Here is a 22,823-nt window from a genome sequence, read left to right as displayed (position 1 = left end):
GTAAACCGCAAGCATGTTGGTGCACGTTAACCAGGCCTCGGCGTCAATCGTCGGTGGAAGCGGCCGGTTCAGGCCTTGGGTGCGTTGAATCCACCGGTAGAGCCGAATCCTCCGGTGCCACGGACCGATTCGGACAACTGGTCAACGGTGACAAACCGCGCATACTCGACGCGCTGGATCACCATCTGGGCAATCCTGTCGCCGCGCTTGAGGCTGATGGCGTTGCTCTGGTCGGTGTTCAGCAGGGTCACCGCAATCTCGCCACGGTATCCCGCGTCCACGGTTCCCGGCGCGTTCACCACCGTGAGCCCGTGTTTGGTAGCGAGCCCTGAACGGGGATGGATGAGGGCAACGAAGCCGTCCGGCAGGGCAATGGAGACTCCCGTCGGAACCAACTTGCGCTCCCCGGGAGCCAGGTGCACATCCTCGCGGGCCCGGAGATCAGCTCCAGCATCGCCAGGGTGGGCATAGGACGGGGCTTCCAGGCCGTCGTCGAGCATTTTCAGCTGAACGTCCAAGGTCGGGGCTCCATAACTTGCGGTTGCCTCTACCTCGGGGCTTACGGCGTCTTCACTGAATACTGCAGTCTCATTGCTCACAGTGGTCCATTCTACTGTCAGTGGCATCCTGCTTTCCCGTGGTCGCCGCCTGACCGGACTCCCGGGCCCTGGTGGGCGGATAAACTGGGTGCATGCCTACGCCTGACCAGTCCTCGTCCGTGCCTGCCCGGAACACTCCCTCCCCCTCAGGAGTCCTGTACACGGAGAAACTGTGGCCCTCGTTGTGGATCTGGATCGTCGTTGTCGGACTCTCAAGCGCCGGGCTGCTGATGTTCGGTCCCATCAGCCCTGCCGCTGCCATCATCGCCGCCCTGGCGTTGCTGGCCATCATGACCACCATGCTGGTCCTGTCCACCCCCACCATCACGGTCACCCCGGACACCGTACGAGTGGGGCGCGCCAGCATCGACCGTGCTTACGTGGGGTCCGTCCAGGCGTTCAGGAAAGCCGAAGCAACCGCTGAGCGCGGGCCTCGCCTGAATGGCCTGGCCTACATGTGCTTCCGGGGCTGGATCGATCCCGTGGTCAAAATCGAGATCACGGATCCGGCCGACCGCACCCCTTATTGGCTGGCGTCCTCGCGCAGGCCGGACGAGCTCGTCGCTGCCTTGTCAACACCCCGCGCCTGAAGCAGGCCCGGGGCGTCCGGGTCAGCTTTCACATTCGGTGCAATACAGGTGACCGCCCCGTTCGGCAGCAATCTGCGACCTGTGCTTGACCAGGAAACAGTTGAAACAGGTGAACTCATCAGGCTGCGGAGGCATGACCTGAATCAGCAGTTCCTCTCCGGAGAGGTCGGCTCCCGGAAGTTCGAACCCGTCAGCAAGATCGGTCTCATCCACATCAACCGCTGAGGACTGTTTCCCCGACTGGCGCGTCTTGAGTTCCTCCAGGGAATCCTCGCTGACGTCTTCCTCTGTCTTCCGGGGAGCATCATAATCCGTAGCCATGGTCTTTCTTCGTCCTCCGTCCCTGCTTTGGGTGGGATCCCGGCAACACCCTTTCGTGCCGCCAGGTGTATGCAACACCAAGCACGTCGGATTTGTGCCCGATATCGGCCAGATTGTCCTCCGTCGCCCATCGAAAGTCCATAGCGCTCCCCTGGACCAGCCGGTGCGCCCGATCCGCCCGGGTTTCTGCGGAAAATCACGGCACGCCCTCCCTCCTAGTAGGAAATGCTCCCGGCTGGTGGCAGAGTTTCGAATGTCAGTTATGCCATGTGGTGGAGGGTGTTATGCAGGATCTACGGCTGGTAGGCGTCCACGACGACGGCGGGCACCTGCTCTTAAGCGGCCCGGGCGGTGCGATGTTCCAGCTTCCGATCGACGAGGCTTTGAGGGCGGCAGCGATCCGGACACCGGCACAAGTGGCCGCCCGCGCCTCCGAGACGCCCATTGCCATGTCCCCCAGGGACATCCAGGCACGGATCCGCAGCGGTGCGACCGCAGCAGAAGTAGCCGAACTCTCCGGCCTCCCGCTGGCAAACGTCCAGCGCTATGAAGGTCCCGTCCTTGCCGAGCGCGAGTACGTTGCCCGGCAAGCCCGCGGCATTGAAGTTGCCGCCCCGGCCCCGGGCCATGACGCCTACCGCTCCGCTTTCGGAGATGCACCAGCCACGCTTGGCGAAATGGTGGAGCACAGGCTGTCCGCACACGGCATCGACCCATCGACCGTCGAGTGGGATTCGTGGCGCCGCCCCGATGGTTCCTGGACCGTCGTTGCCAGGTTCGAAGCCGTCCCCGGCACACATGGCAGCATCGGCGAGGAGCCGCCGGCGATGTGGACTTTCAGTCCCCAACGCAAGTCACTGCAGAACGCAAACCGCTGGGCCCAGCAGCTCAGCGAACTTGAGCCACTCGACGGCCCCGTACCTGCCCGACGCCTCGCCGCGGTCTCCGACCGCCCTTTCGATTTTGAGACCGACGCCGAATCAGCTGCCCGTGCATCGGCCAAGGAATCGGACAGCCTCCTGGAGATGCTCCGCTCACGCCGCGGCCAGCGCCTTGGTGTCGACGAGGACGGCGACGACGCCTTGGCTGTCCTGTTGAGCAACGTGCCGGCGGCCCATCCACGTCCGGGCGAGGACGAGGCCGAAGTGCCGGCAGAAAGCGATGTTGCGAACCGCGGCTCCGAGGTTTCCGTGGAAGAGGAACTTGCACGCAGGGACGGCCGGCCCTCGATGATCTCCCGTTTGAGCCTTGCCCCGCGGCATTTCGACGCCGATGACGACGACGATTCGCTGAAGCTCCACAATGGCGTCAGCACCGATACCCGTGAGATCACCGTCATCGCCGGCCCCATCCGGCCTGTCACGCCCTTGGCGGGCCGCAAACCGGCAGGCCTGGACGAGCTGCTGGGCGGCGGCCCGGCAGCAGAAGCGCCTGTAAACGACCACGGCGGCCACACTGAGGACGTCATAGGGGATGCTGCAGCCGCAGACGAAGCGCCTGCGGAAGAGGCCAGCGAACCGGACACCCGGCAACACGTCGAAACACCGGCGGAACGCCAACCGACACGCCCCAAGAGGTCCAGCATCCCGAGCTGGGATGAGATCGTCTTCGGAGCGCGCGGAGACTGACCCTGGTACCGGGCTAAGCCTGGGTGCCCGGTTGTCCCGCTCCAGGCCAAAGGCACGCATCGATGTCGAAGGGCAAAGGCTGATCGGCGCCGGCCATCAGGTTGGCGCCGTGGGCGGTGACCCTCCGCATGTAGTGACGGCGGCACAAGGTTTCATAGCCGACGACACCCGCATCGGATCGGCCTTCGTTGTCTCCTGAGGTGGGAGCCACATCGCCCACCATGACCTGTTCGCCTTCCACCACCATGATGCCGTTGAGCGTCCGGGCGTTCTGGGTTGCCCTTCGGCCGCACCAGCACAGGGCCTCGACCTGCAGGACCTGGACCCTGTCGGCCAGTTCGATGAGCCGCTGTGAACCCGGGAACAAGCGCGTGCGGAAATCGGACGTGATCCCAAAAGCGAAGACATCCACGTCCATCTCGTCCACCACGCGTGCCAGCTGTTCGACCTGGCCCGGGGAATAGAACTGGGCCTCGTCACAAATCAGGTAGTCCACCCGGAGTCCGCTGGTCCGGCGGATCACGACCTCGTCCCAGAAATCGGTTGCGTCTTCCACTTCCACGGCGTCGGTTGTCAGGCCCAGCCGGCTCGAAATCATGGAATCGCCGGCACGGTCATTTCGGCTGAAGCGGACACCGCCCCGTCCCCGGGCACGGTGGTTGTGGTCCATTTGGAGCGCCAGCGTGGACTTTCCGCAGTCCATGGTCCCGGAGAAAAAGACCAGTTCAGCCACGTTTGCCTTTCCTGCCGGCTGCACTGAAGCACACAAGCGGTACTTCGCGCTCAGCCCGGGTCAATGAACCGTGCTGTCCCACGACCTCCAATGAGGACGGACGCACTCGGCGGGTGTCGTAGAGGGCCAGGGTGTCCCGGGCCGCAATCATGACATCGCCGATCCTTGGAGCAACCGAAGGAAGAACGTCGCCGAACAGCCCGGCTGCCACGGCCTGTTCGCGCGTGAAGACCCAGATCCTCTCGCCAAAGCGCCGTCTCCAGGCATCCACCAGCGAAGTGCGGTGGGCGTCAGTGGCATCAGGCTCCAGGTAAAGGTGCACCATGCGGGGTTCCCCCGCGGTGTGCCGGACACCGGCCACCAACGACTCATCGGCCGAGTAGTCGATCCGTTGGGATTCCGGGACGTCCAGCATGCCGTGGTCGCCGGTCAACAGGATGGTGGTGCCCGCGGGAAGTGTCGCGGAGAGCCGCTTCACCGTGGAGTCGAGCTCCTCGATCTGGTGCTCCCAGCGGTCGGACTGGCATCCGTAGCGGTGACCGGCCTTGTCCAATTCGTTGGCGTAGAAGTACATCAGCGACCGGCCACCGCCGGACATGGCTTCGGCCGCGGCAGCTGTGCGGGCGTGCAGGGACGTCCCGCCGACGAAGCGGCTCCCCCGGAGCGCTGCCTGGGTCATGGGCGAGTTGCCGAACTGGGGCAGGCTCACGGTGACAACGTCCAGCTCCTGGGCTACGCGTTCAAAGACCGTTGGATGGGGCTGCCACGTCGCCGGATCCACCTGGGCGTCCCAGTTGCCCAGGAGGTTGACCACCTTGTCCTGGGCAGGGTCCAGCACGTCATAGCCGACCATTCCGTGGTGCCCGGCGGGCAGTCCTGTGCCAAGGCTTGCCAGGGAAGCCGCCGTGGTGCTGGGAAAGGCCGAATCCAGCCACGCCGGAACGTTCCCTTGGCCTGCGGCAACAACCGAGCGCAGGAACGGCGTATGGGAAGCCTTCTGCTTGAGCAGGTTCCGTCCCAGCCCGTCGGCGAGGACAACGCAGACACGCTGGGTGGGCGGCAGTTGGAGCTGGTTGGTAAAACCGGGGACGCCAAGGGCGGCCGCGGAACTCGTCAAAACCTCAGCGATCGATTTCGTCCCGAAAAGCGGTGGTGCCGGAAGCTCAGCTGTCGTCGTCGACGCAGGGGTCTGCGCGGTGTCGCTCAACGCTGGTGTCCGCGGCTCAGGCGGTTGCTGAAAACGCCCGAACGAGGCCTGGGGGCCGGAATGCTGGAGTGCTGGACCGGGGCAGGGTTTCCCGTGTTGACTGCGCGCAGGGCGCGGGCAAAGAGTTTGGCGTCCTGGACAGCCTGCAGTCCGTCAGCTTCGGCACTGATGCGCAGCACAATATCTTCCTGGGCGATGGTCCCGGTGTAGCCGTGATCGGCCTCGCATTGGGGATCCCCGCAGCTTGCCGGCCCCATGTCGAGCCGCTGCCCACCCGACCACGCGATGGATACGGTCAGCTCCCGGACGGGATCGGAGGACTTGTAGTTCTGCGGCTGCGAGTACATGTAGCTGAGGACCACCGAGCGGATCTGGGCAACGGGCACTGACTCCGTGGAGATCTGGGCAACGATCTGCTCGCCTGCCTCGTCCAACTGCTGGTCATCGACATGGGTGATCACCAGCATGTCCTCCGTCAGGACCAGCACGGTGATGTGGCGCCGGACCTCCGCGCGGTCGAAGTGCGTCTCGAGGTGGACCAGGTGTGACAAGCACTCGCGGCCATCCAGGGCGTCATCGACGACGTCGGCCACCAACCGCGGGTAGAAACCGGCCTGCTGCAGGGCCTGCTCCAGGCTTTGTCCCTGCGAGCTGTGGTTGTGCGCGGCATGGTTCCCATTGTTGGACGGGCGGGATTGAGGCGTCGGAGACTGGGTGCTCATTCCCCCATTTTCACAGATCGCATGGTGACTTCCTAACCGCCCACCGCTCCCCTGTGGCTAACTTCGCATCGCCCGGCGAGCGCTGTCCGTGCGCTGGGCCGCATTGCCGATCCACACTTCGGCCCCCAGGATCGTGGCCCCTGCGGGCCCCGCAAGAACCGGGTTGAACTCCACCAACGCGATTCCCGGGTGGTCATCCTTGAGCTTGGCAAGCCTGGCGGCAATGTCCTCAAGGGCTGCCACGTCCACGGCCGGGAGCCCCTGGTACCCAAAGAGCTTCCTCGAGGCCCGTGGCGACCGGATGACATCGTGCAGGTCGGCAGCCGAGAGCGGCGGCACCCTGTGCGCCCAGTCATCCAGGAGGTTCACGGCGTCGCCGGCCAAACCGAACGAGACCACGGGACCCAGGAGCGGATCCTCCATGGCACGGAAAGTGCAGGCCTGCCCCACCGGCGCCATGGCCTGGATTTCCAGCGACGGCGAGCCGTACGGTTCCAGTGCCCGGCGCATCTGCGCGATGTTCTGCCGCAGGGACTGGGCGTCCTGGATGTCCAGGCGCACTCCACCCAGGTCCAGCCTGTGCCGGAGGGCTGGATCGGTGGTCTTCAACACCACCGGCCACCCCACGGCCTCAGCTGCTTCAATGGCTTCCTCATCACTGCCGAACCCGATGCTCGGCAGTACCGCGATGCCGTAGCCTGCAAGCAATGCCGCAGCTGCACCGGCGTCGAGCTTTCTGATCTTTTCGCCGGTGACACCGGCCAGCATGGCCGCCAGCCTCTCCCGGGTGCCCTCCAGGTCGCAGCCCTCAGGCTCGACGAAAAGTCCGTGGTCGCGGTCCCGCCACTGCGCATAACGGACAATGGCGGCCAGTGCCGCTACGGCCGCCCCGGCGTTGGAGTAGCAAGGCAGCGGCGGCTTCCCTGCAGCGCCCACCATGCCCTCCACCTGGACAGAAGGATCGAGGATGCCCGTGAAGGCCGCGATAACGGGCTTCCCGGCCTCCGCGGCGCATTCGGCAAGGACGCCTGCCAGAGCCTCCACGGTCAGGCCGCGGGCCGGGAGAAGGGCGGCGACCACGGCGTGGACGGAGTCGTCGGCAAGGCTTTCCTGCAGGCTGGCCCGCAGCGCCGGCAGCGCCAGTGACATTCCGGCGTCGAGGTCCACCTCCGTGACCAGGCGGGTGACGTCCAGGCCAAGCGGAACCGCACTGTCGGCCACCACTTTGGCCAAGGCAACCGAGTTGGAGTACACCGCCAGTCCCGGGCCTTGGGGCAACGCCTGGGAAGCGGCGATCTGGGCGATGTCCATGAGCTGTTCGATGGTGTCGACCCGGATAACACCGGCCTGGCGCATCATGGCGTCCAGGGCAGCGGACGGCGCCTGGGTGGTCCGGACCTCGTGACCGGGCGGCAGCGTGAGGCCGGTAACGTCCGACTTGGCAACAATGACCGGCTTGTTGCGCGAGAGCCGGCGCGCCAGCCGCGAGAACTTGCGCGGGTTGCCGATGGACTCCAGATAGAGCCCGACGGCGGACGTGTCGGCGTCGTCCTCCCAGTACTGCATGACGTCGTTGCCGGAGACATCAGCGCGGTTGCCTGCGGACAGGAAGGAGGACAACCCCAGCCGGCGGCGGCTTGCGGCGGCATATACCGCCACACCTACGGCGGCGGACTGGCTGAACAGGCCCAGGCTCCCGCGCGGCGGCATGGTCGGTGCCATGGAAGCATTCAAGGAGACCGCGGGGTGCGTGTTCAGGATCCCGAGCGACTCCGGACCGATCACGCGCATACCGTTGGCCCGTGCCCGCCGCACCAGTTCGTGCTGGCGCGCCAAACCGCGCTCACCGTCGTCGGCGAATCCCGCAGTAGCCACCACGATGCCTTTGACCCCGGCCGCCGCGCAATCGTCCACCACCTTGGGCACCTCTTCATAGGGCACCGCGATGATCGCCAACTGGACCGGGCCGGGGATCTCGGACAATTTTGAGAACGAGATCATGCCGGCGAGCTCAAAGGCTTCAGGGTTGACGGCGTAGACGGGCCCCTTGAAACCACCTTCGATGATGTGCTCAAGCAGTTGGTAGCCGACCGTTCCCCAGTTGCGGCTGGCACCAATGACAGCCACCGACGACGGCGACAGGAGGTCGCGTACGCTGCGCGCCTCCGCACGGTGCTCCCGGGACTCCATGACCGCCCGCGATTTTTCGGTGGGGTCAATGTTGAACTCGACACTCACAACGCCGTCGTCGAATTGCCGTTTGAGGTCGTACCCGGCGTCCGCGAAGACCATCAGCATCTTGCGGTTGTCCGGCAGGACCTCGGCGGTGAAGCGCCGGATGCCGTTCTCCCGTGCGGCGACCGCCAGGTGTTCCAGGAGGATCGAACCGATACCCCGGCCTTGGTGGGCGTCGGAAATGTTGAAGGCAACCTCGGCTTCGCTGGGGTCATCGAGGCGGTCGTAGCGGCCAATGCCCATGATTTCGCCGCCGATGGTGATCACGAAGGCTACGCGGTTGATGTGGTCCACTTCCGTGAAGCGGCGCACTTCCTTCCCGGACAGCCTCGGTTTGAACGAGAAGAACCGCATGTAGATGGAGGCCTGCGACTGGCCCGCATGGAAGGCCTGCAGGGCATCGGCGTCCTCGGGCCGAATGGGACGCAGGTGGGCGGTTCCGCCGTCGCGCAGGACGACATCGGCCTCCCAATATTCCGGATAAATGCCGACGCCGGGCTGATCCACCATAGGCTTAGCCTAGCTAAAACATCCGCAGTACAACTTTCGAGGATCCACCTGCCCCATGGCCCGCAGCCAAACTTCCGCACGCAAAGCCGAACCGCTTGGCGATTTCACTGAGAACATCGTCGACATTGACGTCACTTCCGAGATGGAAGGCTCCTTCCTGGAGTACGCCTACTCGGTGATCTATTCCCGCGCCCTCCCGGACGCACGCGACGGCCTCAAGCCTGTTCAACGCCGCATCCTGTACATGATGTCGGACATGGGCCTGCGGCCGGACCGCGGGCACGTCAAGAGTGCCCGCGTGGTGGGCGAGGTCATGGGTAAACTCCACCCCCACGGCGATGCCGCGATCTACGACGCCATGGTGCGCATGGCGCAGGACTTCTCGCTGCGCCTGCCGCTCATTGATGGCCATGGCAACTTTGGCTCGCTCGACGACGGCCCTGCCGCTCCGCGTTATACCGAGGCGCGCCTGGCCGCCCCGGCGTTGACGATGACCGACCACCTCGACGAAGACGTGGTGGACTTCGTCCCCAACTACGACAACCAGCTCACCCAGCCGGACGTTCTCCCGGCAGCCTTCCCGAACCTGCTGGTCAATGGCACCACGGGCATCGCGGTCGGCATGGCAACGAACATGGCCCCGCACAACCTGGTTGAGGTCATCGCGGCGGCCAGGCATTTGATCGCCAATCCGGAGGCAACCCTGGATGAGATCATGCGCTTCATTCCGGGGCCCGACCTTCCGACCGGTGGCCGGATCGTGGGCCTGGATGGAATCCGCGACGCGTACGCAACCGGCCGTGGCTCCTTCAAGACACGGGCCAAGGTGGAGGTGGAGCAGTTGTCGGCCCGCCGCACGGGCCTGGTGGTTACGGAGCTTCCGTACATGGTGGGCCCTGAAAAGGTCATCGAGAAGATCAAGGACGCCGTCAACGCCAAGAAGCTGACCGGCATCAGCGACGTCGTCGACCTGACCGACCGCAACCACGGCCTGCGGCTGGTCATCGAGCTCAAGAACGGCTTCAACCCGAACGCCGTACTGCAGCAGCTCTACCGCTACTCCCCCATGGAAGACTCCTTCGGGATCAACAACGTCACCCTGGTGGACGGCCAACCCCAGACCCTGGGGCTCCTGGATCTGTTGCGGGTCTACGTTGAGCACCGCCTCAACGTGGTGCGCAGGCGCACCTCATTCCGCCTGGGCAAGAAGAAGGACCGTCTCCACCTGGTGGAGGGCCTGTTGATCGCGATCGTGGACATCGACGAGGTCATCCAGATCATCCGCTCCTCCGACGAGGCGTCGGCGGCCCGCGAACGGCTCATGTCCATCTACGACCTCACCGAAATCCAGGCCAACTACATCCTGGAGCTGCGGCTGCGTCAGCTGACCAAGTATTCCCGCCTTGAACTGGAAAAAGAGCAGGACGAGCTCCGCCGGGAGATCGAGGCACTCGAAGCCATCCTGGCTTCCGACGAATTGCTCCGGGACCTCGTCTCAGGAGAGCTCGGAGAGATTGCCGAAAAGTACGGCACGCCCCGACGGACCGTGCTGCTGGAATCCGAAGCCGTTTCACCGACTGTTGCCGCCGCCCTCGCGGCCGCTCCGGGTCCGAAGGGCAAGGCGGCCGCCCTGCCACTGGAGATTCCGGACGACCCCTGCTGGGCGTTGCTGAGCACCTCCGGCCAGATTGCCAGGACCTCGAACCAGGAGCCGTTGGCCGAGGCCGGTCCCCGCGCCAAGCACGACGTCTTCCGGTCCGTCGTCAAGACCACGGCCCGGGGCGAAATCGGCGCAGTAACCTCGCAGGGCCGCATGCTGCGGCTGCAGGTCATGGACATGCCGGTCCTGCCACCGGTTTCGGGACTGCCCAACCTGGCAGGAGGCGTACCCGCCAAGGACTTCATCACCTTGCTCAAGGGCGAGACCTTGGTGGCCTTCGTACCCTTGGACACCATTCTCGCGCTGGGCACCGTCCAGGGCGTCGTGAAGCGCGTGCAGCCGGACTACCCGCTGAACCGTGAGGATTGGGAGATTATCGCCCTCAAGGACAAGGACTCGGTTTTGGCCGTGGAACCCGCGCAAGAGGACGACGTCGATCTCGTCTTCGTGACCAGGCAAGCCCAATTGCTGCGGTTCAGTGCCTCCAACGTCCGTCCGCAGGGACGCACAGCCGGCGGCATGGCCGGCATCAAGCTGGCCGCCGGGGACGAAGTGATCCACTTCGGTACCGTGCGCGCCAACGACCCCGCCGCCGTCGTCGTAACCATCGCCGGAACCAATGGCGCCCTGCCGGGCACGGCACCCGGAACGGCCAAGGTGACAGCCTTCGAAGAGTACCCGGCAAAGGGCCGCGCCACGGGCGGTGTCCGGGTCCACCGTTTCCTCAAGGGCGAAGACACGCTGCTGCTCGCCTGGGCGGGGCATGGACCGGCCAAGGCTGCATCCGCGGCCGGCGTGGCGAGGGCACTTCCCCATGAGCATGGGCGGCGGGACGGCTCCGGTGTGCCGTTGTCCCAGCCCGTGGAAGCAATCGGGCCGAGCATGGCGTGGCCTGACACTCCGTCAGAGTAGGGCACGGCGAGGGCCGGCGGTTCAACCGCCGGCCCTCGTTGTTGGGGTGGCCACGCGCCGCTTGCCGCGTCAGCCGTTTTGGTTGATGCTCAGTATGTTTCCTTCGCTGTCAAGGAACCACGCTGCCTTCTCCCCGTCCGGCATGGTGGCAATGCCGTTCTCGGTTTTCAGTCCCGGGAAATCGTAGTCCTCAAACTTCACCCCTTTGTCCCGCAGCTCAGCGACTGTGGCTTCGACATCATCGACCATCCAGCCTATTTGGGTGTTCTTTGCCGTGCCCGCGTTGGAGGTTTGGTAGATGAGGAATCCGGTCCCGCCGCCGCACCTGTACTGGAGGTTGTCATCGGCGTCCGGATTGTCGGGTTCAAGTCCGAGCTTTTCGCTGTAGTAAGCGCGTGCCCGGGCGATGTCGTGTGCCGGTAGGACGGCACCAACCTGCTGATCCTTGAGCATTGTTTTCTCTTTCCGGCTCTCCTCCCGGAACGAACTTTACTCCTGGGCCGCACCGGAAGTAATCGCTAACGGCAGCGGAATTTACGGTCCTGCAGGGTAGGCGGACGCCGGGAGCTTAGACTGGCGGCATGCCGATCATCCCTGATGAAAAAGACTGGACCTGGGTGCTCTCAAAGCCCTGCCCCGAATGTGGTTTCGACCCCGCTTCCGTAACCCCCGCCACTGTGCCCGGTACGGTGCTGAACATGCTTCCCAGGTGGCGTGCGGTCCTGCGCCGCGACGACGTCGCCGTGCGCCCGAACGACCACACGTGGTCTGCCTTGGAATACGCCTGCCACGTCCGCGATGTCTTCAGCCTCTTCGACCAGCGCCTGAACCTGATGCTCACCGAGGACGACGCCCGCTTTGCCAATTGGGACCAGGACCAGGCTGCGATCGACGGCGATTATGGCTCGGCGGATCCGGCAACCGTGGCTGAAGAGCTGGAAACCGAGGGCACTGTCATCGCGGAATCCTTTGCCCGCGTCGTGGAGGATGACTGGCAGCGCACCGGAACCCGCAGCAACGGTTCTTCATTTACCGTGCTGACGTTTTCCCGGTACTTCCTGCATGATGTCGTCCACCACCTGCACGACGTGGACGGCTAGAGCATCTTTTCCCACGTCATGCTGCGGTTCACAGCGCTATATCCCATGCCCAGATAGAGCTGCAGCGCTCCCGTTGGGTTGGCCGAGTCGACGTCGAGCGACGCTATGTCCATTCCGGCCTTGGCGTAGCGGCGCATCGCGTCGGCAAGCAGGGCCTGGGCAACGCCTCGGCCGCGGTAGGCACGGCGTACACCAAGGAGCTCCGTGTAGCCTTCCTTGAAACCGCGCTCCGAGGCAGACTGGGGATCGTGGCTGGTCAGTTGGTACCCGGCCACTGAGCCAGTGGAAGCATCGATCACCACGGCGCTGAGGTCGTGCCTTCCCGTGGGTTCTTCAATCGTGAAGCGCCACGATTCCTCGTCCCGTGGCTCACTCCCCCAGTGGTCCCTGAAGGCATCATTGTGGGCCAGGCGCACGGACTCGAAGAGCGAGTCCTCAAGGGTCCGGAGCTCAAGCCCGTCCGGCAAGGGCCCATCGGGAAGTTGGCCCGCCAGCGGCCTGTGCATTTCATTGAACCAGCGAACGGCACCATAGCCGTGCCCCATCAGGAGTTTCGCCTGGTGCCCGTGCTGCTCCTCGGTCTGGATGCGGAGCCTGGGCGGGCTTGCAGGGTGCCCGGCCGCGGCGTCGGCTTCGAAGCGTCGGCGGGCCTGCCCTTCCTGCCACCTAAGGACGGCCGAACCGATGCCACGTTGCTGCCACTGCGGGTCGACGCATGCCATTCCGGTGGCTTTGTCCCCGTCGGGATTCTTGGCGATACGGCCGTAGGCGCGTGGCACCCCCGTCGCGTCGATACCCAGCAGCGTGTTCGTTTGCGGCGGGTTCTTGGTGGACTCCAGGATGTGGACCAGGTCGGCACGCTTCTCGTACCAGACGGGATGTTCGACGGCGGCCGTCCGGGCAATCAATCCGGCCCACCCGTCCAGGTCCTCCGTGGTGGCAGGCCGCCACCGGAGTCCGGTGGTTCCTTCATCGGGGAGGTAGCGGCTTGCGGCGTCGAAAGTCATGTCCTCAGGCTACTGAGACCCTGGCCCCGCCACCAGTTCCTCCCTGCCCTGGGCAACCGTCGGTGTCCCCCTGCCCGGCAGCTCCAGACGGGCGTCCGAAGGGTCGATGTCCTCGGGATTGTGGGTCACAAGAACCACCGTCACATCCTTCAGGCCCGCACGCAGGATCGTCATCATTTCCCGCGCTGAGGCTGCATCCAAGTGGGCGGTGGGCTCATCGAGCAACAAGACGGAGGCACCGGTCAGCAACGTACGGGCCATCGCGAGCCGCTGCCGTTCGCCCCCGCTAAGGAAGGAGCCGCCGGGACCAATACGGGCGTCCAAGCCACCTGGAAGGGCCCTCACAGCGGCATCAAGCCCGACGGCAGCCAGCGCCTTGTACATCTCCTCGTCGTCTGGCTTCCGGCCGGCAGGCCGGCTGAGCAGGAGGTTTCCCCGGACCGTGGAGTCGAAGAGATGGGCTTCCTGGGGGCACCACGCGGCGCTGCCGGTCAGCTTGGCCGTTCCCCCGGTGAGCGGAAGGAAGCCGAGGAGCACAGAGAGCAGCGTTGACTTCCCGGCCCCGGAAGGACCCGTGACAGCCAGCCAGCGGCCCGGTTCCGCGACGGCGTCGAGCCCGGCGAAGACGGTGGGCCCGCCAGGCCAGGCCGCGGCGGCACCGCTGAGCTCCAGTCCTTGCCTGCCGGGCCGGTCAGGCAGGTGCTTCGTTCCGCAGTCGTCGTTTTCCTGCGTGCCGGGATCCCGGGAAGCGTCCAAAGCGCCCGATGCTGCCACCTTGCCAAGGACGTCGGCGAGCGCCGGCGCCTGGCGCACGGCGGAGACCATGCCTGCGAAGGGTTCCACCAGGGCCAGATGCATCAGGACAATGACGGCCACCAGTTCAGGAGCCACAGCGCCGTCCAGCACGGACGGGGCACCCAGGGTGCCGGCCCAAAGCGCGGACACTGAGCAGCCGAGGACGACCACTGCCTGGCCGAGGCCTTCGGCCCATGCCGAGCGCTTGGCAGAGAGTGTTGCGGCCCTGTCTTTGGCACCGAGGTTGCTGATCACCGGTTGGCCCACGTTGTTGGCGTGCAGTTCGGCACGGGCATCCAGGGCAGCGGCAACTCCCCGCAGCACTGTAGAGCGCAGGAGCTGACCGGCCTTCGCGGCATTGCGGTCTGCCAGCACGGCGAGCAGCGGCGCCACTGCCAGGCCCAGAACGAACGTGAGCAGCACGGCAGGCAGCGCGGGCGGCAGGACGATGCCGGTGGCCAGGATCGCGGCCCCGCCTACGGCTACAGCGGTGACCGGAGGAAGGGCGACCCTCGGCAGGAGGTCCCGGAGGGTGTCGACATCGTCCACGATCGAACCCAGGACGTTGCCGCCTTGGAGGAGGCGCCGCAGGGACAAGGCCCGGCGGCTCAGGGATGCCCAGAGAACCCCGCGAAGCCGGGTCATGGCGGCGAACACAGCGTCGTGGGTCAGCAGACGTTCGCAGTACCGGAGGACCGCACGACCAATGCCGAAGAACCTGACGCCCACAATCGCGCCCAGCAGGTAAAGGATGGGAGGTTGCTCGCTGGCCCTGATGATGAGCCAGCCCGAGAGTCCGGACAATGCCACAGCAAACAGCGCCGCGAGGACTGCGACAATGCCGGCCGCCACGAACTTCCACCTGACGGGTTTCAGGACGCCAACCAGCCGCTTCAGGCTCCCGGCGCTGGCGGCGGCCCCATCGTCCACTGCTTGTACGCCCGCACCCGCCGGGAATGCATCCCCGGCTCCGACTGCCGATTGTTCCGCAGCGCCGGTGCCGCGCCCGGCAAGGGCTGTATCCGTTCCGGTTGCTTGCCCCGGCCGCCCCAGCTGGACGACGTGGTCGGCGAGGGCGCGGGTTGCGGCGTCGTGGGCCACCAGGATGATGGTGGCTGTGCCGCGCAGCGACTCGATGGCACGGCGGACAGCCTCGGCCGACATGTCGTCCAGGTGTGCTGTGGGCTCGTCGAGCAACAGCAGCGTGGCGCCGGCTTCCGCGCGGGCAAGGCCTCGGGCAAGGGCTACACGTCGGAGCTCCCCCGGGCTGAGCTCGGCCGGGTGCTTTCCTGCGAGGTGGCCTGCCGAGGCATTCCGGAGAACCCTTGCCGCCGCCGGTTCCACGCCTTCGCCGTAGCCTTCGAGGTAGAGCTCGATCTCCTGCTGAACGGTTTCACAGACCATGACCGGATGTTGCGGAACCCACGCGACGGTCCCGGGTTCCGCCCCTGCAACACGTCCTTCCACGGTGGCTGCCGGACCTTGCCCGATGAGTCCGGCAAGAACGCCCAGGACAGTGCTCTTGCCGGCGCCGCTGTGACCGTCGAGGGCAGTGATCCGCCCCTTGGGGGCAATGAATGAGACAGGTCCGACGGCGGGCGCCGGCCTTCCGCGGTAGGTCACGGTCAGGCCGGTCACCACGATGTCCCCATCACCTGTGCCTCCGGCATCCGGCAGTGGTCGCTGCGGTGGTGCCTTCAGCACTGTGTTGGTGGTTTCAAGGGCAGCCCGGCCGTCGTCGCTGGCGTGATGGGCGGTGCCCAGTTCCCGCAATGGGAGGTAGCAGTCGGGAGCAAGGATCAGCGCAAGCAGGCCGGCTTCGAGTGCCATGTCCCCCGCTACCAGCCGCACTCCGATGAAAACGGCCACCACGGCAACGGAAATGGTGGCAATGAGCTCCAGGGCAAGGGCGGACAAGAAGGCCGTGCGGAGTGTGCCCATGGTCTTTGTGCGGTATTGCTCGGAGATGTCCTCCAAGGCGGCGCGCTGTTCGCTGGCGCGTCCGAGTCCCACCAGGACCGGCAGGCCCTTGGCCAGTTCCAGGATGTGGCCGGAGAGTTTGCGCAGGGTTGTCTGCGCTTCTCTGACCTGGTCTTCCGTGTGCCGGCCGATCAGCACCATGAACAACGGCACCAGGGGCACCGTAAGGACGATGACCACTGCGCTGACCCAGTCGGCGAAGAGGATCCGCGCTCCGATCAGCAAGGGCACCGTGGCGCAGTTGACCAGGGCCGGCAGGTACTGGGTGTAGTAGTCGTCCAGGGCATCCAGGCCGCGGGTGGCCAATATGGCCAGCCCGCCGTCGTTCATCCCCTCAACGGAAGACGGGCCGCCGTCGTCCAAGGACCGCCTCAACAGCCTCGCGCGCAGTTCTTCCTTGACGCCCAGGGCGGCGTGCCGTGCCGCGATGCCCTGGCCCCAGACCGTCAGGGACCTGAGCACCGCTCCCACGGCGCCCCACAGCAGGCTGTTGTTCCATTCGGACGAGCCTGTTGCGAGACCGGCAAGCATCACCGCCACGGCCTGCGCCATGAGGACCAGGGACAGCGCCTTGAGCGCTGACATCAGTCCCAGGGCGTACAGCGCCGGGCGGGTGGTTTGTCCGGAAGGAAAGACGGGTTTCATGGGGCGGCTAGTTTCCAGGTTGCGCGGGCTTGCCGGAGGCGCCGTCCTTGGAAATGAGCACCTTCGATGCGATGGCCGGCAGGAAACCGTGCGCTTCGGGAATATGTGCTGCGCTGACACGCCTCCTGAAGACCCAGTAGGTCCATGACTGGTAGGCGATCACCAGCGGCAGTCCTACCGCGGCAACGATGCTCATCAGGCCCAGTGTGTAGTCCGACGAGGAAGCGTTGGAAATGGTCAGGTTGAAAGCCGGGTCAATGGTGGAGGGAATGACAACCGGGAACGCCGCTCCGAAGATCGAGCCCGTGGCGCACACGATGAAAGCACCCAAGGCCCCGAACGCCCTTCCCTCGGAACCGGCGCGGGCCAGAGTCCAGGCGAGGACGACAGCTACCACTGCGGCGGCTACCAGCGCCCACGTCCAGGGTTTGCCGCTGAGGAACTGGACAGCCACCATCCAGCCCAGCATCGGCAGGACCGCAGCCGGGACCAGCCGCACGAACCAGCGGCGGGCGCGGTGCCGCACCTCGCCGTCGGTCTTCAAGGCAAGGAACGCCAGGGCATGCACCAACGCGAAGGCGACCACACCGAAACCGCCCAGGAGCGCATAGCCACTGAACCATGACATCGGCCCGCCGTCGCGGTCTCCGTTGGCGTTCAGGGGAAGGCCCGTGGTGGTGAGCGCAAGCGCTGCGCCAATGCCGAAAGCCGCAATGAAGGACCCGACGGCGATCGCCCAGTCCCAGCGGTTGCGCCAGCGTTCCGAGTCCACCTTGCCCCGGTACTCGAACGCAACGGCACGGAAGATCAGGGCAACCAGTACGGCAAGCAGCGGCAGGTAGAGAGCCGAAAACAGGGACGCGTACCAGAGCGGGAAGGCGGCGAAGGTCGCCCCGGCTGCGGTCAGCAGCCAGACCTCGTTGCCGTCCCAGACGGGGCCGATGGTGTTCAGCAGGACACGGCGGTCAGTGTTGTTGCGTGCGAACAGCTTCATCAGCATGCCGACGCCAAGGTCGAAGCCCTCAAGGAAGAGATAGCCGGTCCACAACACAGCGATGGCCACGAACCAGATGGTTGGCAACAGTTCCATTGTCAGTTTCCCCTGCTCCTAGTAGGCGAATGCCAGGACGTCGTCCCCGGACTTGTCCGGAGTGTCGTTGTCTTTGTCGTGCCCGTTCCCTGCGTCGTCGCCGTCCTTGGCGTGCGCCAGTTCCGGCATGGCGGAGGCAACCCCGCCACGGACGTACTTGACCAGCAGCTTCACTTCCACCACCAGCAACACCGCATAGATGGCTGTGAGAACCACCAGCGAGGTCATGATTTCGCCGGCGCTGACCCCGGGTGAGACTGCTGCGGCGGTAAACATGAACACTTGGTCGATGCCGTTCATGTCCGGGTTGGGGGCCACCACGAAGGGCTGCCGGCCCATTTCGGTGAAGATCCAACCGGCTGCGTTGGCACCGAACGGTGCCAGGATTCCGAACACCGCGAGCCGCATGAGCCACTTGGACCCGGGCACAACACCCTTGCGTGTCACCCACAGTGCCAGCAGGGCTGCGAGGGCCGCGACGCCGCCGAATCCGATCATCATCCGGAAGCCCCAGTAGGTCACTTCCATGACGGGAACGTACTGGATTTCCTGGCCTGCGCGGTCTCCGTAGAGCGGGTTGTCCGGCAGGTGCGTTCCGTACTTCTCCTTGTACTCGCCCAGCAGGCTGTTCACGCCCTTGACCTCGGTGGTGAAGTCGCCCTTGGCCAGGAAGGAGAGGATGCCGGGCACTTCGATGACGGCCACGATGTCGTCACAGTTCTTTGCCCCGAGGTTGCCCACGCTGAGGACCGAAAAGCCCGTGCCGTCGTGGCACGCGGCTTCGGCTGCTGCCATTTTCATGGGTTGCTGTTCGAACATGAGCTTGCCCTGCAGGTCACCGGTGATGGCCGTTCCTGCGAAGGAGATCATGGCAACAACGGCGCCGATCCTCAGGGACTTCATCCAGACCGTGTAATCGGCCTTGTCGCGTCCCGGGATGTCCTTCGCGGCACCGGGAATGATGCGGCCGTCCTTTCCCACGGTGTCGATGCCGTCGTGCCGGCGCCGCCACAAGTGGTACCAGGCGATGCCCAACAGGAAGGCGCCGGCTACCGCCAGTGCACCGAACAGTGTGTGGGGAACGGCAACGAGTGCAGTGTTGTTGGTGAAGACGGCCCATGCGTCGGTCATGACGGGGCGTCCGTCCACCATCTCCACACCCACGGGGTGCTGCATCCAAGAGTTGGCCACGATGATGAAGTAGGCCGAGAAAACGGAACCGATCACCGCAATCCACAAGCAGGCGAGGTGGACGCCGCGTTTGAGTTGCTTCCAGCCGAAGATCCACAGTCCCAGGAAGGTGGACTCCACAAAGAACGCCAACAGTGCCTCAAGGGCCAAGGGCGCTCCGAAGACGTCTCCGACGAAGCGGCTGTACTCACTCCAAGCCATGCCGAACTGGAATTCCTGGACGATGCCCGTGGCCACGCCCATGATGAAGTTGATGAGGAACAGCTTTCCCCAGAACTTGGTCATGCGCAGGTACTCGGGCTTTCCCGTGCGGTACCACATGGTCTGGATGATGGCCACGACCAGACCAAGGCCGATGGTCAGGGGCACCATCATGAAGTGGTAGACGGTAGTGATACCGAATTGCCAGCGTGCGATTTCCAAAGCGTCCATGGCTGTCCTTTGTGCGGTGGACCGAAGTACGATGACGTTACTTCTACGTAGCGTAGAAAACTTCTCTTCTACACAGTGTAGAACAAATGCCCGGCAACGAATCCCATTCTTCAAGTGGCATCCACCACGCACAAGAGGCTGAGCCCGGGGCTCGCCACGCCGATTGTTCTACCTCACGTAGAATGAACGCTGGAAAAGCGGTAGATTTATGGTGGAATGTTGGATCATCGCTCCCGACCGCAGACACGCTGCGCCGGGATGCGGAAGGTAGGGAAGTATCGATGGCAAGTCTTGGGGAACTCGAGCGGGCAGTGATGGATCTGCTCTGGGCAGGCCAGGAAGCTGCAACCGCCAATACATTGCGTGACCTCCTGGCGCAGGATTCCGACGCCGGAGACGGCACTGCCGGCCATCAAGGCAAAGACCTGGCAGTGACCACTGTCCTGACCGTGCTCTCACGGCTGGAGAAGAAGGGCCTGGTGGAACGTGAACGCGGAACGCGACCGCACCGCTATCAGGCAGTTTCCAGCCGCGCCGACCACACCGCCGAACTGATGCACGAGGTACTCGGATCAGCTCCGGACCGCGAGGCTGTCCTTGCCCGCTTCATTGGCTCCGTCACCGAAAGTGAAGCCGCTACCCTGCGCAAACTGCTCGGCTACAATTAGCCACTATGTTTTGGACCTCATACCTGCTTGCGGTCCTGGCATTGATTCTGGCGTGGCCGGTTCCCGTCCTGCTGTCGCGGGCACAATGGCCGGCACGCTCCCCCTTCACGGCCATGATTCTCTGGCAGGCCATAGCCCTTGCCGGTGGACTGTCCATGATCGGCGCCATGCTCGTCTATGGCCTTGAACCCATTGGCGACAACCTTCTGGCAGGGCTCCGGAGCCTGGCCGGGATGGTCTTCAACAACGAACCAACCACCGCACTGGGCTTCTGGCACCTGTTCGCGCTCTCTGCTGCCGCGCTGCTGACCGCACACCTGGTCTTCACGCTGCTGCTGACGTACTACAAGATCGAACGCCAGCGCCGAAGGCACCGTGAGCTGCTTGCCCTTCTCGCCTCGCCATCCGACGACGGCCCAGGGACCGTGGTGATCAACCACGAATCCCCTGTGGCCTACTGCCTCCCCGGCGGCGCCCGCTCCGTCACGGTCCTCTCCGACGGCCTGATGGCCGCACTGGAGCCTGCTGAGCTCCGGGCCGTCCTCATCCACGAGAATGCCCACCTTTCCCAGCGCCACGACCTCCTGCTGTGGGCGTTCGCCGCCTGGCGCCAGACCCTGCCCTGGTTTCCTACGACCCGCCTGGCCCAGACTGCCGTGAACTCGCTGATCGAGATGCTCGCCGACGACGTCGCGCTTCGAACCGAGAGCAAGGGAACGCTCATCAAGGCCATTGCCATCGTCGCCAGCGGCAGCTCACAGCCGGCCGTAAGCGCCGCAGCCCTCAAAGGCGGCGGGGCCGTCGTCGAGGGCAGCGGAGTAAGCGCCACCGGAGGTGCCGATTCACCGCGCACGACGGCGTCGCGCGTCAGCCGCCTGCTCTCACCGCAGCCGCCACTCACCACGGGACTGAGGGCTTTGGTCCTTGCCGCGTCGGTTCTGCTTTTGGCAGCACCGACAGCGCTGTTGATCGTGCCGGGACTGCTCGGTTAGACCGCCGACTCTCCCGCCCTGGGCTATTCGGGGAGCATGACCTCATAGACCATGGACGAGAAGCCCTCCAGGGCTGTGCCGCACCGCGCCAGCTGCTCCGCCGCCTCCTCCGCCTGCGGCAGGTGCAGGACATTGCGTGATTTCAACTCACGGAACCAGCGCCTCAACCGCTCCAGGCTCTGCTCTTCTTCCTCCAGTTCAGCGAAAGTGAACTTTTTCCGGGCAATCTCCTTGGCAATCTCGGCCTCGAACTTCCGGCAATCGGCCATGAACTCGGCCCACTCTTCCTGCCGGGCCGCTTCATAGGCGGCCCTGAAGGTGTCTACACCCTGCTGCCGCGGCGAGGCATCCACCAAGGTCCAGCTCCCGCCACCCTTGGCCACCAGCTCCCCTGCCCGGACCAACCCCTCGTCGAAGGTCGGGTGGGCAGGAAGAAGCCAGGTGCCCGGGCTCAACGGGACGGCACCGATCCGTCGCAGTTCCCGCCAGACGGCCACGCGGTGCCTGGACGGCTGGGATGGCATCTGGACCAGGATCAACAACCAACGTTCATCAATCACATATTAGAATGTAGCAGGTGTTACATTAGGCGTGTGAATCCCCAAAAGGCAGCCAGCGCTGCACGAACGACGCCCTATCACCGGTGGCCCTTGTATGCGGCCGGTTTCACAACCGCTTTTGGAGCCCATGCCGTGGCCGCGGGGCTCGGCGCCGAAAGCGAGGACATCGGGCTCAGCCTCCTGGGCCTGGGGATTCTGCTCGCCCTCTACGACATCGCCGAGGTCTTCCTCAAGCCTGTCTTCGGCGCCCTGAGCGACCGCATCGGACCCAAACCCGTCATCGTCGGTGGCCTGCTCGCCTTTGCTGCCGGCTCGTTGATCGGCCTGTGGGCTGACCAACCCGCAATGCTTGCCGCCGCCAGGCTGGGACAGGGCATGGCGGCATCGGCTTTTTCGCCTGCATCCTCCGCCAGCGTCGCGCGGCTCGCCGGCACCAAGACCGGCCGCTATTTCGGGCGATACGGCTCCTGGAAAGGCCTCGGGTACGCGATAGGACCGCTTCTTGGCGCCCTGGCCATCCTCGCAGGGGGCTTCGCGCTCCTCTTTGCCATCCTGTCGGGCCTTGCCCTGGTGATAGCCGCATGGACAGTGATCGCCATGCCGCGCCTTGAGCCGCTGCCCAGGACCCGCTACACAATAGTTGACGTCTGGCGGCAAAGCACCGAAAAGTCCTTCCTGGGACCCACCGTGGTCCTCGCCGCCTCTACGGGAGCCCTCGGAGCTGCTGTCGGCTTCCTTCCCGCCCTCGCTGCCAGGGAGGGACTCGGCACCACCGGGAGTATCGCCGTCGTTACTGCCCTGGCGGTTGCCTCCTCTGCCGTACAACCGCGTATCGGTGCCCGGCGGGACCGCGGGAAGGTAGCGGACCGGCCCGGGATGATCGTGGGCCTTGCGTGCATTGCCGCAGGAACAGCCCTCGCCGCTGTCCTGCCTGGAGCGTTGTGGGTTTACGCCGCCGCTGTCCTGATTGGCCTGGGCATTGGAATCGCTACACCCCTGGCCTTTGCCCACCTGGCCGATTCCACGCCAAAGGAGAGACTCGGCAGAACCATGGGCTCGGCGGAACTTGGACGTGAGCTCGGGGATGCGGGAGGTCCACTGCTGGTGGGCGGTATGGCCGTTGCAGCGGGCCTGCCTTGGGGTCTCGGGGCCCTGGCGGTACTGGTCGGAGCGGCCGCGCTTGCCGCACCGTCAGCTCCGGCAACCCGGGCCCCGTCCGCCAAGGATCCTGGCTGAGGCCGGCCTC

The 22,823-nt window shown here is 65.2% G+C and carries 19 protein-coding genes; 7 read left to right on the top strand and 12 right to left on the bottom strand.

Features of this window, described 5'->3' with window-relative positions:
- Nucleotides 1–68: 68 nt before the first annotated feature.
- Nucleotides 69–599: a dUTP diphosphatase gene (dut, locus tag N5P29_RS08940; RefSeq protein WP_262278222.1), complete on the bottom strand. Its 531-nt coding sequence runs from the start codon at nucleotides 597–599 to the stop codon at nucleotides 69–71.
- Nucleotides 600–691: 92 nt separating this feature from the next.
- Between dut and N5P29_RS08935 the strand changes: the two genes are divergently transcribed.
- Nucleotides 692–1,189: a DUF3093 domain-containing protein gene (locus N5P29_RS08935; protein ID WP_262278221.1), complete on the top strand. Its 498-nt coding sequence runs from the start codon at nucleotides 692–694 to the stop codon at nucleotides 1,187–1,189.
- A 21-nt stretch (nucleotides 1,190–1,210) separates the two neighbouring features.
- Here the strand turns inward: N5P29_RS08935 and N5P29_RS08930 are convergent, their stop codons facing one another.
- Nucleotides 1,211–1,510, bottom strand: coding sequence for a DUF4193 domain-containing protein (locus N5P29_RS08930; protein WP_018778688.1), 300 nt, complete (start codon nucleotides 1,508–1,510; stop codon nucleotides 1,211–1,213).
- 284 nt (nucleotides 1,511–1,794) lie between these two features.
- On the opposite strand from N5P29_RS08930, the gene sepH reads away from it, so the two are divergent.
- Nucleotides 1,795–3,138 (top strand): septation protein SepH, encoded by a 1,344-nt coding sequence (sepH, locus tag N5P29_RS08925; RefSeq protein ID WP_262278220.1) that lies wholly within the window; start codon nucleotides 1,795–1,797, stop codon nucleotides 3,136–3,138.
- Nucleotides 3,139–3,151: 13 nt separating this feature from the next.
- On the opposite strand, the gene N5P29_RS08920 is transcribed toward sepH, so the two are convergent.
- The 4 genes from N5P29_RS08920 to N5P29_RS08905 are packed head-to-tail and all read right to left on the bottom strand — an operon-like array spanning nucleotide 3,152 to nucleotide 8,545.
- The gene (locus N5P29_RS08920; protein WP_262278219.1) at nucleotides 3,152–3,871 is read right to left on the bottom strand and encodes a thymidine kinase; all 720 of its coding nucleotides are present in this window, start codon (nucleotides 3,869–3,871) and stop codon (nucleotides 3,152–3,154) included.
- Complete coding sequence (locus tag N5P29_RS08915) at nucleotides 3,864–5,078, bottom strand: alkaline phosphatase family protein (RefSeq protein WP_262278218.1); 1,215 nt, start codon at nucleotides 5,076–5,078, stop codon at nucleotides 3,864–3,866. The genes N5P29_RS08920 and N5P29_RS08915 overlap by 8 nt, the downstream gene beginning before the upstream one ends.
- Nucleotides 5,075–5,800, bottom strand: coding sequence for a DUF5998 family protein (locus N5P29_RS08910; RefSeq protein WP_144662524.1), 726 nt, complete (start codon nucleotides 5,798–5,800; stop codon nucleotides 5,075–5,077). The genes N5P29_RS08915 and N5P29_RS08910 overlap by 4 nt, the downstream gene beginning before the upstream one ends.
- Before the next feature lie 57 nt (nucleotides 5,801–5,857).
- Nucleotides 5,858–8,545, bottom strand: coding sequence for a bifunctional acetate--CoA ligase family protein/GNAT family N-acetyltransferase (locus N5P29_RS08905; RefSeq protein ID WP_262278217.1), 2,688 nt, complete (start codon nucleotides 8,543–8,545; stop codon nucleotides 5,858–5,860).
- A 55-nt stretch (nucleotides 8,546–8,600) separates the two neighbouring features.
- Between N5P29_RS08905 and N5P29_RS08900 the strand changes: the two genes are divergently transcribed.
- Complete coding sequence (locus N5P29_RS08900; protein WP_262278216.1) at nucleotides 8,601–11,117, top strand: DNA gyrase/topoisomerase IV subunit A; 2,517 nt, start codon at nucleotides 8,601–8,603, stop codon at nucleotides 11,115–11,117.
- 69 nt (nucleotides 11,118–11,186) lie between these two features.
- On the opposite strand, the gene N5P29_RS08895 is transcribed toward N5P29_RS08900, so the two are convergent.
- Nucleotides 11,187–11,570 (bottom strand): VOC family protein, encoded by a 384-nt coding sequence (locus N5P29_RS08895; protein ID WP_144662527.1) that lies wholly within the window; start codon nucleotides 11,568–11,570, stop codon nucleotides 11,187–11,189.
- 128 nt (nucleotides 11,571–11,698) lie between these two features.
- On the opposite strand from N5P29_RS08895, the gene N5P29_RS08890 reads away from it, so the two are divergent.
- The gene (locus N5P29_RS08890) at nucleotides 11,699–12,217 is read left to right on the top strand and encodes a DinB family protein (protein WP_262278215.1); all 519 of its coding nucleotides are present in this window, start codon (nucleotides 11,699–11,701) and stop codon (nucleotides 12,215–12,217) included.
- On the opposite strand, the gene N5P29_RS08885 is transcribed toward N5P29_RS08890, so the two are convergent.
- Genes N5P29_RS08885 through N5P29_RS08870 form a run of 4 tightly spaced genes read right to left on the bottom strand, consistent with a single transcriptional unit; the run spans nucleotide 12,214 to nucleotide 19,357 of the window.
- Complete coding sequence (locus N5P29_RS08885; protein ID WP_262278214.1) at nucleotides 12,214–13,224, bottom strand: GNAT family N-acetyltransferase; 1,011 nt, start codon at nucleotides 13,222–13,224, stop codon at nucleotides 12,214–12,216. The two genes, N5P29_RS08890 and N5P29_RS08885, sit on opposite strands and share 4 nt — an antisense overlap.
- A 9-nt stretch (nucleotides 13,225–13,233) precedes the next feature.
- Nucleotides 13,234–16,644, bottom strand: coding sequence for a thiol reductant ABC exporter subunit CydD (gene cydD / locus N5P29_RS08880; RefSeq protein ID WP_262278213.1), 3,411 nt, complete (start codon nucleotides 16,642–16,644; stop codon nucleotides 13,234–13,236).
- A 7-nt stretch (nucleotides 16,645–16,651) separates the two neighbouring features.
- A complete protein-coding gene (cydB, locus tag N5P29_RS08875) occupies nucleotides 16,652–17,734 on the bottom strand; it encodes a cytochrome d ubiquinol oxidase subunit II (RefSeq protein WP_262278212.1) in 1,083 nt (360 codons plus the stop codon).
- 18 nt (nucleotides 17,735–17,752) lie between these two features.
- Nucleotides 17,753–19,357: a cytochrome ubiquinol oxidase subunit I gene (locus tag N5P29_RS08870; RefSeq protein WP_262278211.1), complete on the bottom strand. Its 1,605-nt coding sequence runs from the start codon at nucleotides 19,355–19,357 to the stop codon at nucleotides 17,753–17,755.
- Between the two features lie 281 nt (nucleotides 19,358–19,638).
- Here N5P29_RS08870 and N5P29_RS08865 point away from each other — a divergent pair, with 281 nt between their 5' ends.
- Nucleotides 19,639–20,025: a BlaI/MecI/CopY family transcriptional regulator gene (locus N5P29_RS08865; RefSeq protein WP_262278210.1), complete on the top strand. Its 387-nt coding sequence runs from the start codon at nucleotides 19,639–19,641 to the stop codon at nucleotides 20,023–20,025.
- Nucleotides 20,026–20,030: 5 nt separating this feature from the next.
- Nucleotides 20,031–21,017: a M56 family metallopeptidase gene (locus N5P29_RS08860; protein WP_262278209.1), complete on the top strand. Its 987-nt coding sequence runs from the start codon at nucleotides 20,031–20,033 to the stop codon at nucleotides 21,015–21,017.
- Between the two features lie 23 nt (nucleotides 21,018–21,040).
- Here the strand turns inward: N5P29_RS08860 and N5P29_RS08855 are convergent, their stop codons facing one another.
- Nucleotides 21,041–21,577 (bottom strand): Chromate resistance protein ChrB, encoded by a 537-nt coding sequence (locus tag N5P29_RS08855; RefSeq protein ID WP_262278208.1) that lies wholly within the window; start codon nucleotides 21,575–21,577, stop codon nucleotides 21,041–21,043.
- Nucleotides 21,578–21,610: 33 nt separating this feature from the next.
- Between N5P29_RS08855 and N5P29_RS08850 the strand changes: the two genes are divergently transcribed.
- Nucleotides 21,611–22,813: an MFS transporter gene (locus N5P29_RS08850; RefSeq protein WP_262278207.1), complete on the top strand. Its 1,203-nt coding sequence runs from the start codon at nucleotides 21,611–21,613 to the stop codon at nucleotides 22,811–22,813.
- Nucleotides 22,814–22,823: the final 10 nt, after the last annotated feature.

Origin of the sequence: Paenarthrobacter sp. JL.01a (assembly GCF_025452095.1) — a bacterium.
Lineage (GTDB): Bacteria > Actinomycetota > Actinomycetes > Actinomycetales > Micrococcaceae > Arthrobacter.
This window is presented reverse-complemented; position numbering and strand designations above follow the sequence as displayed.

Coding starts and splice junctions, on each gene's coding strand:
- cydB (WP_262278212.1), bottom strand. CDS start 17,734: ATGGAACTGTTGCCAACCATCTGGTTCGTGGCCATCGCTGTGTTGTGG.
- N5P29_RS08870 (WP_262278211.1), bottom strand. CDS start 19,357: ATGGACGCTTTGGAAATCGCACGCTGGCAATTCGGTATCACTACCGTC.
- N5P29_RS08935 (WP_262278221.1), top strand. CDS start 692: ATGCCTACGCCTGACCAGTCCTCGTCCGTGCCTGCCCGGAACACTCCC.
- N5P29_RS08865 (WP_262278210.1), top strand. CDS start 19,639: ATGGCAAGTCTTGGGGAACTCGAGCGGGCAGTGATGGATCTGCTCTGG.
- N5P29_RS08930 (WP_018778688.1), bottom strand. CDS start 1,510: ATGGCTACGGATTATGATGCTCCCCGGAAGACAGAGGAAGACGTCAGC.
- N5P29_RS08890 (WP_262278215.1), top strand. CDS start 11,699: ATGCCGATCATCCCTGATGAAAAAGACTGGACCTGGGTGCTCTCAAAG.
- N5P29_RS08860 (WP_262278209.1), top strand. CDS start 20,031: ATGTTTTGGACCTCATACCTGCTTGCGGTCCTGGCATTGATTCTGGCG.
- N5P29_RS08885 (WP_262278214.1), bottom strand. CDS start 13,224: ATGACTTTCGACGCCGCAAGCCGCTACCTCCCCGATGAAGGAACCACC.
- N5P29_RS08895 (WP_144662527.1), bottom strand. CDS start 11,570: ATGCTCAAGGATCAGCAGGTTGGTGCCGTCCTACCGGCACACGACATC.
- N5P29_RS08910 (WP_144662524.1), bottom strand. CDS start 5,800: ATGAGCACCCAGTCTCCGACGCCTCAATCCCGCCCGTCCAACAATGGG.
- cydD (WP_262278213.1), bottom strand. CDS start 16,644: ATGAAACCCGTCTTTCCTTCCGGACAAACCACCCGCCCGGCGCTGTAC.
- N5P29_RS08905 (WP_262278217.1), bottom strand. CDS start 8,545: ATGGTGGATCAGCCCGGCGTCGGCATTTATCCGGAATATTGGGAGGCC.
- N5P29_RS08900 (WP_262278216.1), top strand. CDS start 8,601: ATGGCCCGCAGCCAAACTTCCGCACGCAAAGCCGAACCGCTTGGCGAT.
- sepH (WP_262278220.1), top strand. CDS start 1,795: ATGCAGGATCTACGGCTGGTAGGCGTCCACGACGACGGCGGGCACCTG.